The organism is Peptococcaceae bacterium (assembly GCA_024655825.1).
Taxonomy (GTDB): Bacteria; Bacillota; Peptococcia; order DRI-13; family PHAD01; genus JANLFJ01.
In genome coordinates this window covers 24,379-38,958 of the sequence record JANLFJ010000004.1, presented here as the reverse complement: position 1 = coordinate 38,958, position 14,580 = coordinate 24,379, and the positions used below count along the sequence as shown (strand labels likewise).

General features: G+C 50.8%; 17 protein-coding genes. 16 read left to right on the top strand and 1 reads right to left on the bottom strand.

The genetic code is table 11. From position 1 onward, the window contains the following. The first annotated feature begins 62 nt into the window (after positions 1–62). The 16 genes from NUV48_02605 (at position 63) to NUV48_02530 (ending at position 12,327) form a co-directional block, all read left to right on the top strand. Positions 63–410, top strand: coding sequence for a hypothetical protein (locus NUV48_02605; protein ID MCR4441032.1), 348 nt, complete (start codon positions 63–65; stop codon positions 408–410). Beyond that, positions 407–760, top strand: coding sequence for an AraC family transcriptional regulator (locus tag NUV48_02600; protein ID MCR4441031.1), 354 nt, complete (start codon positions 407–409; stop codon positions 758–760). The genes NUV48_02605 and NUV48_02600 overlap by 4 nt, the downstream gene beginning before the upstream one ends. Continuing rightward, entirely contained in the window at positions 757–1,497 is a 741-nt protein-coding gene (locus NUV48_02595) for a PHP domain-containing protein (protein ID MCR4441030.1), read from the top strand. Before NUV48_02600 ends, NUV48_02595 begins: the two co-directional genes overlap by 4 nt. 15 nt (positions 1,498–1,512) lie before the next feature. Continuing rightward, positions 1,513–2,073, top strand: a complete 561-nt coding sequence (locus NUV48_02590; protein ID MCR4441029.1) for an ATP-binding protein — start codon at positions 1,513–1,515, stop codon at positions 2,071–2,073. A gap of 72 nt (positions 2,074–2,145) precedes the next feature. Further along, on the top strand, positions 2,146–2,403 hold the full coding sequence (locus tag NUV48_02585) for a DUF4321 domain-containing protein (GenBank protein MCR4441028.1): 258 nt from the start codon (positions 2,146–2,148) through the stop codon (positions 2,401–2,403). Between the two features lie 25 nt (positions 2,404–2,428). Further along, positions 2,429–3,028, top strand: coding sequence for a Maf family protein (locus tag NUV48_02580; GenBank protein ID MCR4441027.1), 600 nt, complete (start codon positions 2,429–2,431; stop codon positions 3,026–3,028). A gap of 38 nt (positions 3,029–3,066) precedes the next feature. Then, on the top strand, positions 3,067–3,738 hold the full coding sequence (gene radC, locus NUV48_02575) for a DNA repair protein RadC (protein MCR4441026.1): 672 nt from the start codon (positions 3,067–3,069) through the stop codon (positions 3,736–3,738). A 49-nt stretch (positions 3,739–3,787) separates the two neighbouring features. Next, entirely contained in the window at positions 3,788–4,813 is a 1,026-nt protein-coding gene (locus tag NUV48_02570) for a rod shape-determining protein (GenBank protein MCR4441025.1), read from the top strand. A gap of 10 nt (positions 4,814–4,823) precedes the next feature. Beyond that, positions 4,824–5,714, top strand: coding sequence for a rod shape-determining protein MreC (gene mreC, locus NUV48_02565; GenBank protein MCR4441024.1), 891 nt, complete (start codon positions 4,824–4,826; stop codon positions 5,712–5,714). After that, positions 5,711–6,232 (top strand): rod shape-determining protein MreD, encoded by a 522-nt coding sequence (gene mreD / locus NUV48_02560; protein ID MCR4441023.1) that lies wholly within the window; start codon positions 5,711–5,713, stop codon positions 6,230–6,232. Before mreC ends, mreD begins: the two co-directional genes overlap by 4 nt. Before the next feature lie 43 nt (positions 6,233–6,275). Beyond that, on the top strand, positions 6,276–8,399 hold the full coding sequence (locus NUV48_02555; GenBank protein ID MCR4441022.1) for a penicillin-binding protein 2: 2,124 nt from the start codon (positions 6,276–6,278) through the stop codon (positions 8,397–8,399). A gap of 224 nt (positions 8,400–8,623) precedes the next feature. Next, the gene (locus NUV48_02550) at positions 8,624–9,316 is read left to right on the top strand and encodes a hypothetical protein (GenBank protein MCR4441021.1); all 693 of its coding nucleotides are present in this window, start codon (positions 8,624–8,626) and stop codon (positions 9,314–9,316) included. Then, the gene (gene minD / locus NUV48_02545) at positions 9,316–10,113 is read left to right on the top strand and encodes a septum site-determining protein MinD (GenBank protein MCR4441020.1); all 798 of its coding nucleotides are present in this window, start codon (positions 9,316–9,318) and stop codon (positions 10,111–10,113) included. Before NUV48_02550 ends, minD begins: the two co-directional genes overlap by 1 nt. A gap of 20 nt (positions 10,114–10,133) precedes the next feature. Further along, positions 10,134–10,412 carry a cell division topological specificity factor MinE gene (minE, locus tag NUV48_02540; protein ID MCR4441019.1) on the top strand — a complete coding sequence of 93 codons (279 nt, stop codon included), beginning with the start codon at positions 10,134–10,136 and terminating at the stop codon, positions 10,410–10,412. Positions 10,413–10,510: 98 nt separating this feature from the next. Continuing rightward, positions 10,511–11,641 (top strand): rod shape-determining protein RodA, encoded by a 1,131-nt coding sequence (gene rodA / locus NUV48_02535; GenBank protein ID MCR4441018.1) that lies wholly within the window; start codon positions 10,511–10,513, stop codon positions 11,639–11,641. A gap of 134 nt (positions 11,642–11,775) precedes the next feature. Next, positions 11,776–12,327: a hypothetical protein gene (locus tag NUV48_02530; protein ID MCR4441017.1), complete on the top strand. Its 552-nt coding sequence runs from the start codon at positions 11,776–11,778 to the stop codon at positions 12,325–12,327. 46 nt (positions 12,328–12,373) lie between these two features. Here NUV48_02530 and NUV48_02525 read toward each other — a convergent pair whose 3' ends face one another. Continuing rightward, positions 12,374–14,557 carry a hypothetical protein gene (locus tag NUV48_02525; GenBank protein MCR4441016.1) on the bottom strand — a complete coding sequence of 728 codons (2,184 nt, stop codon included), beginning with the start codon at positions 14,555–14,557 and terminating at the stop codon, positions 12,374–12,376. Positions 14,558–14,580 lie beyond the last annotated feature (23 nt).

Below are 14,580 nucleotides of genomic sequence, written 5' to 3'. Positions count from 1 at the left end.
ATAATGGGTTAATATAAAATCATTTGTTGAGTGGACCGGAGATAACGGCGGGGGGAATGAATATGAAACTGGCGGATATTAAGAGAATAATAAACGGGGTCTCTTATACAAGCTGCAGCCTGGACGAGATCGAGGTTGTTTCGGCGTGCGGGGCTGACCTGTTGAGCGATGTCCTGGCGTTCACCAGGGCAAAAACCCTTCTTTTGACCGGCCTGATCCATCCACAGGTGATCAGGACGGCGGAGATGCTGGACTTGGCCGGTGTTGTCTTTGTGCGGGGCAAAGAACCGTCCAGGGAAATGATTGAAATGGCCCAATCTAAAGGTATTCCGCTTCTTTCCACAAATTATCCCATGTTTGAATGCTGCGGTCTTCTTTTTGAGGCGGGACTGGGCAGGAAAGAATTGTGATGAAACTAGGAAAGGTCGTTGCCGAACTGAAACTCACCCCGCTCTTTTTGCTGCCGGGCAGTTACGAAAACGAGATCAAGGGCTGCTATATCGGGGACCTGCTCAGCAATGTGATGGCGCAGGCCAGGGAAGGAGACCTGTGGCTGACGGTACAGACCAGCATGAATGTGGTTGCGGTGGCCCGGCTTCTGGATTTGGCTGGCGTTATTATTGTTGAAGGGCATCTTCCCCAGGAAGATACTCTTAAAAAGGCGGAGCAAGAAGGAATTCCGCTTTTTAGTACCAGGGAGAGCGCCTATAAAACGGCCTGTCTCCTTTATGGCTGCGGAGTGGGCAGGGAACAGCAATGAAAGAATGGGCGATAGATCTTCATCTCCATTCGTGCTTATCACCATGCGGCGGTGAAGAAATGACCCCTCCCGCAGTCCTGGAAAGGGCGCTTGCACTTGGTTATGACGCCCTGGCGGTCACTGACCATAATACAGCGGAAAATGTCGTTGCTTTTATGGAAAAAGGACGGGAAAAAGGAATAATAGTAATCCCGGGCATGGAACTGCAAACCAGAGAGGATGTCCACCTGGTCTGCCTTTTTGATCGCCTTGGGCAGGTACTGGACCTGCAGGAAACCGTTTACGACAAGCTGCCTCCCTTGGCAAACAAGTGTGGCCTGGGAGAGCAGGTCCTTGTCGACAAGGAAGGGAACAGGACAGGCTGGTTAGAACGGCTGCTGCTGGTCGGAACCGATCTTTCGGTTGAAAAGGCGGTTGATGAGGTTCACAGGCTGGGAGGAATTTGCATCGCTTCCCATCTTGACAGGCAAGCATTCAGCCTGTGGGGGCACCTGGGGAAAATACCCCCAGACCTCGCGCTGGATGGAGGCGAACTTACGCCTCGTCTTCCGCGCAGCCCGCTGCTGTTGAAGGAGCTGCAAGAGCGAAGATTGACGTGCGTTGTCTCATCTGATGCCCACTACCTGGCAGACATGACCTTTCCCCGGTGTTTTGCCTTTATGGCGGAGTGCACGGTGGGAGAGATCAAAAAAGCCTTGAAGGGTAAGGACGGGCGTTATATCCGCACCACGGTATAGTGATTTGGAGGAAACATGCGCGAGCTTTCCCTGCATATACTTGATATTGCCCGGAATTCCCTGGAAGCCGGGGCGACGAGGGTTGAAATAACAGTCCGGGAAGACACCCGCAAGAACTGGCTGCACATGGAGATTAAAGACAACGGCCGCGGGATGGATGAAGAGGAAGCGAAAAAGGCCGCGGACCCTTTTTACACTACGAGAAAAACGCGCCGGGTAGGGTTGGGACTTTCGCTGCTTAAAGCCAACGCGCTGGCATGCGGGGGAAGCTTCACTATAATTTCCCAGCCCGGGAGCGGGACAGTCGTTTCCGCCCTGTTTCAGTGGAACCATATTGACAGGGCGCCCCTGGGAGATATGCCGTCGACCCTGACGGCGCTTATCCAAGGCTCGCCGCATGTTGATTTTTATTACTGCCATGAATTTGACGGCAGGAGTTTTTGCTTGGATACCGCTGAAATCAGGGAAGCCCTGGAGGGGCTGCCGCTTAATCACCCGGAAATCCTGAACTGGTTGCAGGATTTTTTAAAGGAGAAAGAGAAAGAAGTGTTGAGAGCTTTCCATGATTTAGCATGATTATCTTGCTTGTTTGTGTTAACGGCGAGTGCTAAACTGAGATAAGATGACCAAGAGAAGGAGGCTTAATTGTTGAAAGGATATAATGCCCCGAGGAACCCTTGGGTTTTATTGATGCTTTTAGTTATCGGCGGGCTGGTTGGCAGCCTGCTGGGTGCCGCCTTTGGCGGAGTTCTGCCTGTTTTGAACCAGAGTTTTCAGGCTGTTGGGTTGGCTCCTACCACTGTTGACCTGCTGGTGATAAAAGTGACCTTCGGCCTTTTGTTGAAGTTGAACGTGGCTAGCATAATCGGTTTTCTCTTAGCCCTGGTTGTTTATTTTAAGCTCTGATCCATCCTGGAGGTATCGATAATAAATGACTTTAATCCTGGCATCAGGCTCGCCGAGAAGGGCTGAACTGCTTGACCGGCTAGGTCTTGCCTACAGCGTTGCCCCGGGAAGGGTAGAGGAAGGTGAGCCCTGTGCTCCTTATCAGGAGTGGGTTCAGGAGCTTTCCAGAATTAAAGCGCTGGCTGCGCCGGCCGGCAAAGGCGATGTTGTCCTGGCCGCCGATACACTGGTAGTTTTGGGAAACAGGGTCCTGGGAAAGCCGCAGGACGCGCAGGAAGCGGCGGAAATGCTGGCCTTCCTTTCCGGCCGTGTTCACCAGGTTATGACCGGCATTTGTGTGGTGGACCATTCGGAAAACAGCGGTTCCGGTCATGTTGACGTTTACCAGGACGTGGAAGTAACCAGCGTATTTTTCCGCCATCTCACTTCCCGGGAAATACAGGCTTATGTAAACAGCGGAGAACCGCTGGACAAAGCCGGCGCCTATGGGATACAGGGCCTGGGAGCACTTTTGGTGGAAAGAATTGAGGGATGTTATTACAATGTTGTGGGGCTTCCGCTGGTCAAGACCATGTATCTTCTTCGCAATTGCGGGATTCCCGTCCTGGGGGTATCGGCTGGTTGAATAAAAAGAATAAAAAAACAATAATCAAGGAAACCCGTATGGCAATCAAGGATTATCCTGCTGAAACAAGGCCGCGCGAAAAGCTCCTGATGCTGGGGCCTGAAGCCCTGTCGGACCAAGAACTTGTGGCCATTTTGCTCAGGACCGGGACGAAAGACCGTTCAGCCCTGGAGATGGCTCAGGACATCCTCACTAACGGCGGCTTGACCTATCTTGCCAGAGCCAGCACCGAGGAACTGAGTTTCCAGCGAGGTATGGGACTGGCCAAAGCCGCTCAGTTGAAAGCGGCGGTGGAATTAAGCAAACGTTTGGCCAGGCAAAGCATGGGTCCCCAGCCGGTCGTTCATTCACCGCAAGATGCGGCAGGTCTTGTAATGGGTGAAATGTCATATCTGGACAGGGAGCATTTTAAGGTTATCAACCTGAACACTAAAAACCGGGTGATGGTTATCGACACGGTTTCCGTGGGCAGCTTAAACTCTTCCCTGGTTCATCCCCGGGAAGTGTTCAAGCTTCCTCTTAAAAGAAGCGCGTCAAGCTTGATTCTTGTGCACAACCATCCCAGCGGCGACACCAGGCCGAGCCAGGAAGACCTGGAAATAACACGGCGCCTGTGCGAAGCCGGCAGCCTTCTGGGAATCGAGATCATTGACCACCTGATCATCGGGCACAATAATTTTTTAAGCATGAAAGAAAAAGGTTATATTTAGGTTAAACTATTAGCATAATTCCAAATTTAGGAAGGGGACTTCGACATCAATGTTTTTCAGCAGAGATCTGGGAATTGACTTGGGTACTGCCAATACCCTCGTCTATATCAAGGGCAAGGGGATTGTGCTCAGCGAGCCTTCCGTCGTAGCCATTCAAAAAGAGACCGGCTCGGTTTTGGCTGTTGGCAGCGAAGCCAAGTCAATGATCGGCAGGACACCGGGAAACATTGTTGCTATTCGCCCCATGAAAGACGGGGTTATTGCCGATTTCGACGTTACACACACCATGCTCCGCTATTTTATCCGGAAAGCGCTTAAAAGGAACTTGAACTATCTGAACCGCCCCCGGGTTGTCGTCTGTGTGCCGGCGGGCGTGACCACGGTGGAAGAACGGGCCGTCAAGGAAGCGGCTATCCAGGCAGGGGCCAGGGAAGCCTACCTTATTGAAGAACCCATGGCAGCGGCTATCGGAGCAGGCCTGCCCATTTACGAACCTACCGGAAACATGATTGTTGATATCGGGGGAGGAACCACCGATGTGGCCATTATTTCCCTGGGCGGCATTGTCACCAGCAGGAGCATTCGCATCGGCGGGGATGAGATGGATGAGGCGATTATAAATTATATTAAGCGTTCTTATAATCTGATGATTGGGGAAAGGACAGCGGAGGAAATAAAGATCAACATCGGGTCCGCCCTGGATTTGGCCGAGAAAAAAACCTACCAGGTGAGGGGCAGGGATATGGTTTCAGGCTTGCCGAAGCTAATCAACATCGACTCCCAGGAAATAACTGAAGCCCTGTCGGAACCGGTGGGCGCTATTTTGGAAGCCATCAGGGTTTGCCTGGAAAAGTCGCCGCCCGAGCTGTCGGCAGACATTATGGACCGCGGCATTGTCATGGCGGGAGGCGGTTCGCTTTTAAAAGGTTTAGATACTCTTATCAGCCGTGAGACTGGAATGCCGGTTTTTTTGACGGAGGAGCCGCTTTCTGCGGTAGCGGTTGGCGCGGGTAAAGCTTTGGAAAACATTGATACTTTGAAGAGGCTGTTTATTCCTAATAAAAGAATAGGTTAGGTGGGAACTGGTGGCCGTTAAAAAAGGGGCCGTGTTGACTGGTCTTTTACTTTTCGGGGTGCTGGCGCTTTTTGGTGTAATGAAGGCGACAGGATGGGAAACAACCATCCTTTTTCCTGTTACGCGTGCAGTGAGAGAAGCAGCTGCTCCCCTGGAAAAAGGCATAGCAAAAATGAGAGGCGGAGTGAGCGACCTGCTGGCTTATTTCGGCGATAATAAAGCGCTGCGCCGCGAAAACGAGGAACTGAAAAAACAGATCGCCGCGCTTGAAGAAAAAGTGAACACCATCAAAGAAAAGGAGATGGAGAACGAGCGCCTGCGCGCGCTTCTCAATTATCAGGAAGAAACCGCAGCTGGCTACGAATTGGCCCTGGCCAAGGTCATCGGCCGCGATCCCGGAAACTGGTACAAGACCGTGATCATAAACAAGGGGAAAAAACAGGGAGTGGAAAGGAATATGGCTGTAGTTACCCACGAGGGACTGGTGGGCGTCGTTATCAATACCACGTCCAATACGGCTGAAGTGCTGCTTATTCTCGATGCGGAAAGCGGTGTCGGGGCCAGGATCCTTGAAAGCCGGGTGACTCCAGGTGTGGTAGTGGGCACGGGCAGGTCCGACTACCTGCAGATGATCCACCTGCCCCATGATATCCCTCTTGAAAAAGGCCAGACGGTTATCACTTCAGGCTTGGGAGGGCTGTATCCAGGCGGGATCCGCATCGGTTCGATTGTCGAGGTCTCGCTTGATCCAAGCAGGGTGGTTAAGAATGCCCTGGTTCAGCCTTTTGTTGATTTTTCCCGCCTGGAAGAAGTGTTTGTAATCATGAAAGTGATAGACAGCAGTCAGTATTTGCCGGCGGAAACCGGTAACGTCAAGGCAGGGGCGGCGGGTGGTTCATGAGAGAATACATGACGCTTTTTCTTTTTGCCTTGACCGGACTGGTTATGCAAAGCACTATCTTTAACCATATAGCTTTAGCCGGTATTAAACCCGATTTTGTTTTAATTTTGGCAATATTTTTCAGTATACTCTGCGGACCCCGGCGGGGGACGATCGTCGGTTTTTTGCTGGGCCTGCTGGAGGACGTTTACCTGGGCCGGTTTATCGGGATGAATGCCTTTTCCAAGGGTGCGACCTCGTTTTTGGTGGGGTGGATATCCAGGGGAGCATTCAGCGAAAACCTGTTGATACCCATAATTTCAATGTTTGCGGGAACGTTTTTTAACAGCGCACTTTACTTTCTCGCCGGCAAGGCGCTTGGACTCCAGTGGAGTATGAGGTTGTGGCTTTGGAACTCCATTCCGCTGGCCATTTACAATACGTGCCTGGTACCTTTCATTTACCCGCGCTTTTTTCACTTGGCGTCCAGGTTTAATGAAAACCGGATTAACCCTAAGTTTTGGGACCGGTTTTCTTAAAACCAGGGCCGGGGTGAAGGCTGGGATTTGGAGGTAATATCCTGTGGGAGAAGAAAAGAAAACAAAGCTGGTTGTGGAAAAAAGCTTGCGTGTTTACCTAGGGGTGGTATTGATAATTTTTAGTGCCCTGTTTTTGCGAATTTCCTGGCTGCAGCTTTTTAAAGCCGAGATTTATCGAAACCAGGCGGTATCCAACACGATGCGCTTGATTATTGAACCGGCTCCGCGCGGGGATATAGTTGATCGCCACGGCAAGGTTTTGGCCACTAACAGGTCGGTTTTTAACCTGTCTCTTGACTATTTGGGTTTAAAAGACCAGGATACGGACGAGGTTATCAATAAACTTGTTGAGATTTTGGACGACCCGGAAATAACTTTTGAAAGTATCAAAAGCGCTATCAATTTGCAAAAAAACAGGTTGTTTGAACCGATTATTATCAAAAGAGATGTTTCTGTTGAGTTGATAACGGCCATCGAGGAACGGCGGCGCGATTTGCCCGGGGTGAATATAACCGCTCAGCCCCAGCGTTCGTATCCTTACGGGATACTGGCCGGGCACCTGCTGGGATATGTCCATTCAATAAAGGAAGAACTGGACCAGCCTGGTTTCGAGGATTATGGACTGGGGGACCTGGTGGGTAAAACCGGTGTGGAAAAAACATATGAACATTACCTGCGTGGAAAAAACGGCTACCGCCAGATGGAAGTAACTGCCAAAAACCGCCCCGTCAGGGAAGTCAGGACCATTCCCCCCGTCTCCGGCAATAAACTCGTGCTGACCATTGACCTTGATCTCCAGCAGGCATTGGAAAAGTCCTTTGACGAGACGCTGGCCAAAGTGCAAAAAGAGCATCCCAAGGCTCAAGCCGGAGCAGCCGTGGTGCTTGATGTAAATACCGGCAAGGTCTTGGCTATGGCCAGCCGGCCGGCGCTAAACCCCGATGATTTTAACGGCAAGCCGCTCAAGCAGGACAAGGTCGATTACTATTTTCGCAACCGTCCTCCTGCGCTGAGCAACAGGGCTATTCAGGGCAGTTACGTTCCAGGTTCCACTTTTAAGCCCATTACCGGGATGGCTGCCCTTGAGTCAGGCGGAATGAATCCCCAGGATACAGTGGCTTGCACGGGAAAGTACTGGTATCCACCATATATCAAATGCTGGGGAACTCATGGCAAGGTTAACTACTATTCCGCCATGGCCCAATCGTGCAACGTATATTTTCAGGAAATGGCCCGGAGGGCCGGGATAACCCAGATCGCCAGGGTGGGATTGGATTTCGGCCTGGGCGGGCCCACCGGGATCGATTTGCCATACGAGAGCAGCGGGCTCCTACCCGGCCCGGACTGGCAGGCAATGGAATTCAACATGAGGGCGAATAAGATAAACAAGAACATCGATGAAAAAATTGCAGCCCTGGAGAAAGAATACAGTGAAAAAATTGCCCTGTCCCCTACCGACCAGGAAAAAAAGAAGCTGGAGTATGAACTAAACAGCAAAAAGAGGTTATGGGAACAGGAGAGGAGAATCCAGCTTGAACACTATACCCAGTGGCACGACTGGGACACTTACAATACCGGCATAGGCCAGGGATATAACCAGTACACAGTTATCGGTATGGCAAATTATGTGGCTACGCTGGCCAACGGGGGCAAGCGCTACAAACCCTACACGGTTGATAGAATTGTCAGCCCTGACGGACAAATAATCAAAGAGTTTAAGCCTGAACTGGTCAAACAGGTTTCCATGGCGCCCCGGACACTTGAGGAAACTCGTAAGGCCATGGAGGCTGTTACCTCCCCGGGAGGGACAGCTTATTCGCTCTTTAAACACTTTCCCGCAAACATAAAAGTAGCGGCTAAAACGGGTACCGCCCAGCCCGGGAGAGAGGGTTACGGCAAGAATGATTATGACGGTCTATTTATCGCTTTCGCGCCGGCCGATAACCCGCAGATAGCTTTTGCCGGTGTTATAGAACACGGGTGGAGCGGCTCCGGTTCCATAGGCCTGGTGGCTAAGGCGGTCTTTGAGCAGTATTTCGGGGTCAAACCGGTGGAACTAAAGCTCAACCAGGCGACGTCAGACAGGCCGGATTCCGGTGCTGTTTCCCAGGAAAACAGTGAAGCTCAAGGCGGAGAGGCTGTTGATGAAGCGCAAAGCACGCCGTAATTGCCGGCCTGCGGCCGTCTGCTGTTTAGATCCCCGTTCCTTTCTAATTCCGACGGCAAGGCTGTGGTTAGGCAGGTACGCGTGCCGGAAACAGGCGGAATGTGTCAAAATTCGATGAAAAAGCGGGGAAAAAAAGCCCGTTTTTTATTTCAGGCCGGCAGGGATTTGTTGATTTCATAGCGAACATAGATTTAACAGGATAGAGGGGGAACATTAAGAATTTGATGAAAAAGGAACTCACGGCGATCAAGGGGAACAGGGATGGCCTGACGGTGCTTCTTGATGATCAAGCCCAGTGGGAGGATATTCTCACTGATCTAAAAAACCGGCTGAACGGTAAAAACGGCGTCTTTTTCGAAGGGGCCAGCGTTACACTGGAGTTGGGAAGGCGCCGGCTGTCGCCGGAACAGGTGAGCAGGCTTTGGGAGATTTTTGAAGGAAGCGGGTTGAGCATCAGTGGTCTGAAAACGGGGTGCTCAAAAAAAGAGAACGCTGAAACGAAGGGTTCCCGGCTGAAGGCGAAAGAGTGGAATTTTTACATGAATGAAAAAATCAGCAGGGTACCCACTCTTGTTGTCAGCCGCAGCATACGCTCCGGGCAGGATGTTACTTTTGCCGGGAATGTTATTGTTTTTGGAGATGCCAAGCCCGGCTCCAAGATTACGGCTTCCGGTTTTGTCCTTGTTTTGGGCAGTTTGCTGGGAACGGTGCATGCGGGGGCGGAAGGAGACGAAGATGTCTGGGTAGCCGCCCTGCGGCTGGAGCCGACGCAGCTCCGTATTGCCGGTTATATTACACGCGCTCCGGACGAAAAACCTTCAAGTCCGGAAATAGCCAGGATTCAAGAAGGAATGGTCATAGTAAAGGAATGGAAAAATATAACAAGCAGTTTTGAGATTATGGGAGGTATTGGTTGATGGGTGAAGTGATCGTGGTAACTTCCGGCAAGGGCGGGGTAGGCAAAACGACAACAACCGCCAATATTGGAACCGCCTTGGCCTCAATGGGCCATAAAGTGGTGCTGGTTGATACTGATATAGGATTGAGAAACCTTGATGTGGTAATGGGCCTGGAAAACCGCATCGTTTATGACCTTGTGGATGCCGCCAATGGCCACTGCCGATTAAAACAGGCCCTGATCAGGGACAAGCGCTTTGAGCACCTCGTCCTGCTGCCGGCCGCCCAAACTAAGGATAAAACGGCCGTCACCATTGAGCAGATGAAGAAATTGTGCCAGGAACTCAAAGAAGAATTTGATTACGTGCTGATTGACTGCCCGGCGGGTATCGAGCAGGGTTTTCGCAATGCCATTGCCGGAGCGGAAAAGGCCGTGGTGGTGACAACCCCTGAAGTTGCCGCAGTGAGGGATGCCGACAGGATTATCGGGCTGTTGGAAGCATCGGAACTAAGGAATCCAAAGCTGGTCATCAACCGCATCCGTCCGGTAATGGTAAAAAAAGGTGACATGATGGATATTAATGACATGATCGACATCCTGGCTATTGAACTTTTGGGTGTAGTGCCTGAAGATGAATCAATAGTAATTTCAACGAACAGGGGAGAACCGGCCGTGCTTGATGCCAATTCGTGGGCGGGACAGGCCTATCGCAACATAGCCAGGAGAATTGCAGGAGAACAGGTGCCTCTTATTTCTTTGGATATTGAAGAAACTTTGTTCGGCAGGTTGAAAAAACTCCTTGGTTTTAGGAGTTAATTGACGAGGGGGTATACGGGATGGATTTGTTTGGCAAGCTGGTAGGAAAAGAGGTTCCTTCCAGTAAGAACGTGGCCAAAGAAAGGCTGCGCCTGGTTCTGGTACATGACCGTTCAAACATTTCACCGCAGCTTCTCGAATGCTTGAAAGAGGAGATGTTGAAAGTTATTGCCAACTACATGGAAATTGACAGGAGCGGAACCGAGGTATCGCTTAACACCGACGAGAAATCTGTTGCTCTGGTGGCTAACATTCCTGTTATTAAGATTAACCGCCTGACTTCCAGAAACAACTGCTAAACACTGCCGGGAAACACATTGAGAAACCTTCTTTCCTGTAAAATCCTTTTGAAAACAGGTCCAAGCAAGGTATAATGGATGTCGGAAGGGGTGTTTGCATGCGGCTTTCCAAGATATTGAAAAGTCTTGACTACGTTCTACTCATAGTAGTGGCGCTCATCCTTGTGATGGGTTTCTTTGTTTTACAGAGCGCCACATACAATGCCAGTATCAAGTATAACACCAACTACGTCCTCCGCCAGGCAGCCTGGACGGTCATAGGCTTAGCCGCTTTCTTTTCCCTTCTCTTTTTTGATTACAGCAGGTTAATCAAGTACAGCCGGCACATGTATGTCCTGAACCTGCTCCTTTTGGTGACGGTTTTAATTTTCGGGAAAGAAACCAAGGGCGCACAGGCATGGATAGCCTTGGGGCCTTTAAAGTTCCAGCCGGCGGAACCCGTCAAAATCCTGCTTATCTTGGGACTCGCCAGTTTTTTAGTGCCCAGGGTCGGCAAACTAAAAACCTTGAAAGACTTGATCCCAGTCTTTATTTATGTGGGGCTGCCCCTGCTTTTAATTCTTAAGCAACCGGATCTGGGCACAGGCCTGGTCTATATAGCCATCATGTTCGGGATGCTCCTGGCGGCCGGCGCTTCGCCTTTTTTGTTGGGCACCCTGCTGGCAGGAGGTGTCGCTTCCATCTGCGTGGCCATCTATGCTCATTACCACTGGGGTTTATGGCTGCCGCTCAAAGATTACCAGCTTATGCGCCTGGTGGTATTTATTAATCCTCTTGTTGACCCCAGGGGTTGGGGTTGGAACGTTATCCAGTCCCAAATAGCCGTAGGTTCCGGCGGCTTGCTGGGTAAAGGGTGGGGGCAGGGTTCCCAGGCGAGGGGCGATTTCTTGCCTGAACAGTGGACCGACTTTATCTTCAGCGTGCTGGCCGAGGAGTTTGGATTTCTAGGCTCGGCCTTTTTGCTCTTGCTTTTCTTCTTTCTTATTTACAGGGGTATTCGCATAGCCCTTAACGCCAAAGATGTTTACGGCAGCCTGGTAGCAGTCGGCGTAGTCTCCATGTTTGCCTTTCATGTGCTGCAGAATATCGGCATGACCGTGGGCATCATGCCTATCACGGGCATCCCGCTGCCTTTTGTGAGCTATGGGGGAAGCGCTCTTCTGGCCAATATGATCGCTTTGAGCCTATTGATGAATGTTTATATCTACCACGACCCAATCCTGTTTTGAGTATAGACGCCGTTATATGTTGAAGTAAAAAGGCGGTAAGTTCTTACAATTGGCAATACATTTTTTATTAGTCGAAAATCAAAAAATGGACCCGCGAAGTGATATACTTTTATCGAGAAAGGAGGCAAAAAATATTGAAAAGTGATAAATACCAGGAACTGGTGTTAAAACACCTCGAAGGCCTGGCCAGCGGCCAGCAGACCTTGGAGAAACGGGTCGATGATATCGCCAACGGGCAAAAGGCTTTGGAAAAGCGTATAGAAGATGTGGTTGAAGGTCAGCAGGCCATGGAAAAGCGCATTGATGCAAGGATGGACTCTTTCGACAAAAGGATGGACTCTTTTGAAAACCGGATGGATTCTTTTGATAAAAGGATGGACTCTTTTGACAAAAGAATGGATTCTTTCGAAGAAGGACAAAAGGCCCTGAACAAAAAAGTGGATGCGCTTGCGGTTCGCGTGGAAAATGAACTGGTCGATAAGATTCGCGTGTTGTTTGACGCCCATTCCATGTACCTCGATTATTTTGCGAGTATCAAGGAAAGCCAGGCAAGAATTGAGAAGGATACCGGGTTTATAAAAAGTGTATGGGTTGAAATGGATGGGCGGCTGAACAGGCAGGAAAGAGAGATTCGTTTGCTGTGGGCGGAAAGAGGCAAAGGTCCTGTGGACAGGGTGAAGGAATAATATTCTTTTCATGCGATTTACGGCGGTAAAATTATCCCGCAAATATTTACCCGGTTTTATCGGCAACTCTTTCCGCAATCAGGTAGAGCAGGGTAAGGACCACAAAGATGGAACAGGTAGCCGCGGCAACAATACCCGAATCATTAACCAGCAAGGCGATGAAACTGCCGCACAGCCCGGCGTTGAATCCGGCCTTTAAGCAAGGGAAGGCGGAAAAAATTTTTTTTATAAGCCCGGGCGGGCGGTAGAATATTAACGCCGAGGCTCCCAGCAGGGTTAGAAAAACCCTGGTCCAGAGGGAATACTGAATCAGCTTTATATTCATGTTTACCTTGCGAATGACGACCGGCAGCAATGAAGAGAGTCCCTCTTCCCTGATCAGGCGGGCGGTAAGGCCGATATGGGACTGAACTTCCACAGGGCGATGAAGGTCTGTATAAAAAAGAATAAGGACAGTGGCAAAACAGGAAAGACCTACCGCGATTAACATTTTGAGGTTCAGCCTTCTGCTGTAAACAGCGGCTGGCAGGAGCGCCAGGCTGGCGGTAAAGGCGATTGCGCCGCCCACATTTGTTCCCCCCTGCGGGGCGGCCACCAGTATGGTTAGAACCCCAAAAACGAATAGGATGCCTGGCAAATAGAAACGGCTGTATAAGGAATACTCCCGGTTGAGAGTTTCCATCAAGAGGGTAAGCCCGATCAAGGATGAGCCAAGCAGTACGCCCATATATTCGTTTCCCAGTCCGTAATAGCGGGCCCCGCTTATCGGGTCGTAACCCAACAGGGATGACTTCATAAGAGGGGCTCCCAGCAGAATGTCGGTCGTGATTACCAGGGCTGTCAAGAGGTAGAGGAAGGCAAGTCGTTTGATGGCCATGAATCTCTTAAGAACAATCACGGTTAAGCCGCCGTACAAGAAGAGAACCGCCATCCTGGCGAAAAGACCGGCGACTGGCAGGAGAAGGAAAAAAAGGGGTCCACCCGTCAGGACCAGGAGAAAGGGACCGGTCCGGTAAAGCAGGGGATGGCGCAGGAGAATGAAAACGGCAACCAAGATCACCACGGCGATTTGCAGGAGGACGTAACCCTTTAAGAACAAGGGACGCTGCCGGTGATTGGTGATGGTTTTCTCCTCGGTGCTTATCAGTAATTTTAGGGGCGCAGGATGGGGAACTACCTGCAGCGGTCTGCCCGCAAAACCCTGGTAGGTGCGGATGCCGGCCTGAAAGAGGATGGTAGGGGCTATGTCAAGATTTGTCAGCATACCCAGCCGTTTAGTGCTGGCGGAAGTGAGGAGAGATGCGCTTCCCCCGGGCAGGTGATAAATGACGGGAGTCAGCACGCTTCCCAAAAGCAGGGTGGATTTTCCGGGGAAGGGCGTAACAAGCAGGACGGAGGTCCTGGTTTCTTTGGCTAGTTCCATTATGCGTTCAAGGAAAGCCGAGATCTGAGTTAAAAGTAACAGCCGGCTGTGGTTATACACTTCTGTGGGGAGGTAGTCGAATATGGCGTCCAGCCGGGCCAGGTCTCCCAAGTCCAAAAAAACAATACCAGGGCGGTTTTTTAGAAACTCTGCGGTTTTTTCATAAAAGAACGAGTAATTGGTGGTATAATGGGTTGGAGATGAACTGTTCACTACCCGGGCGCGGGCGTCGACACATCCTTCTTTTATTCTCCCCGTGCTATCTGTGGCTGCCAGGGCTCCCGGCCGGTACGTCGTACCGGGAAGGTCCTGGTTCCCCATAAAAAGAAAAGAGACCCCCTGCCGTTTCAATGTGTCGGCCAGCAAGCCGGGTTTGCCCTTATTAACATTGGCGTCCAGGATGGACTTGAAATAAGGCATTACAATTTCATATTCTTCTGCTTCGTTGCCCAGCCATGACGCATATATTTCTCCGGCCTTCCCGTCATTTAAAGTTTCGCTTTGTTGAAAAAAAAGCCCGCCTTCTCTTTCCGGGCAGGCAGCCTTGACACCGGACGACAGGCTGAGATAAGCAGCGGCCGGTTTGCGGCTCCCTTCGCCGGAAGAATTCATCAGTCCAACGGCTGATTCTTCAAGCAGCTTGTTTAAAGCGTTTTGATTTAACAAGTCTTCGAGAGTCAGGCCGGGGACCAGCAGAACCAGCAGAGGCTGCTGCATGGTTTGCGGTGATTGTTGAGCGGCCAAACCGGGGGTTGGAAAAAGCGCGGCAGTGAGGAGAAACAAAAGAATTAGAAAACGGCAGTGCAAAAAACCACCCTTACTGCTTTCTT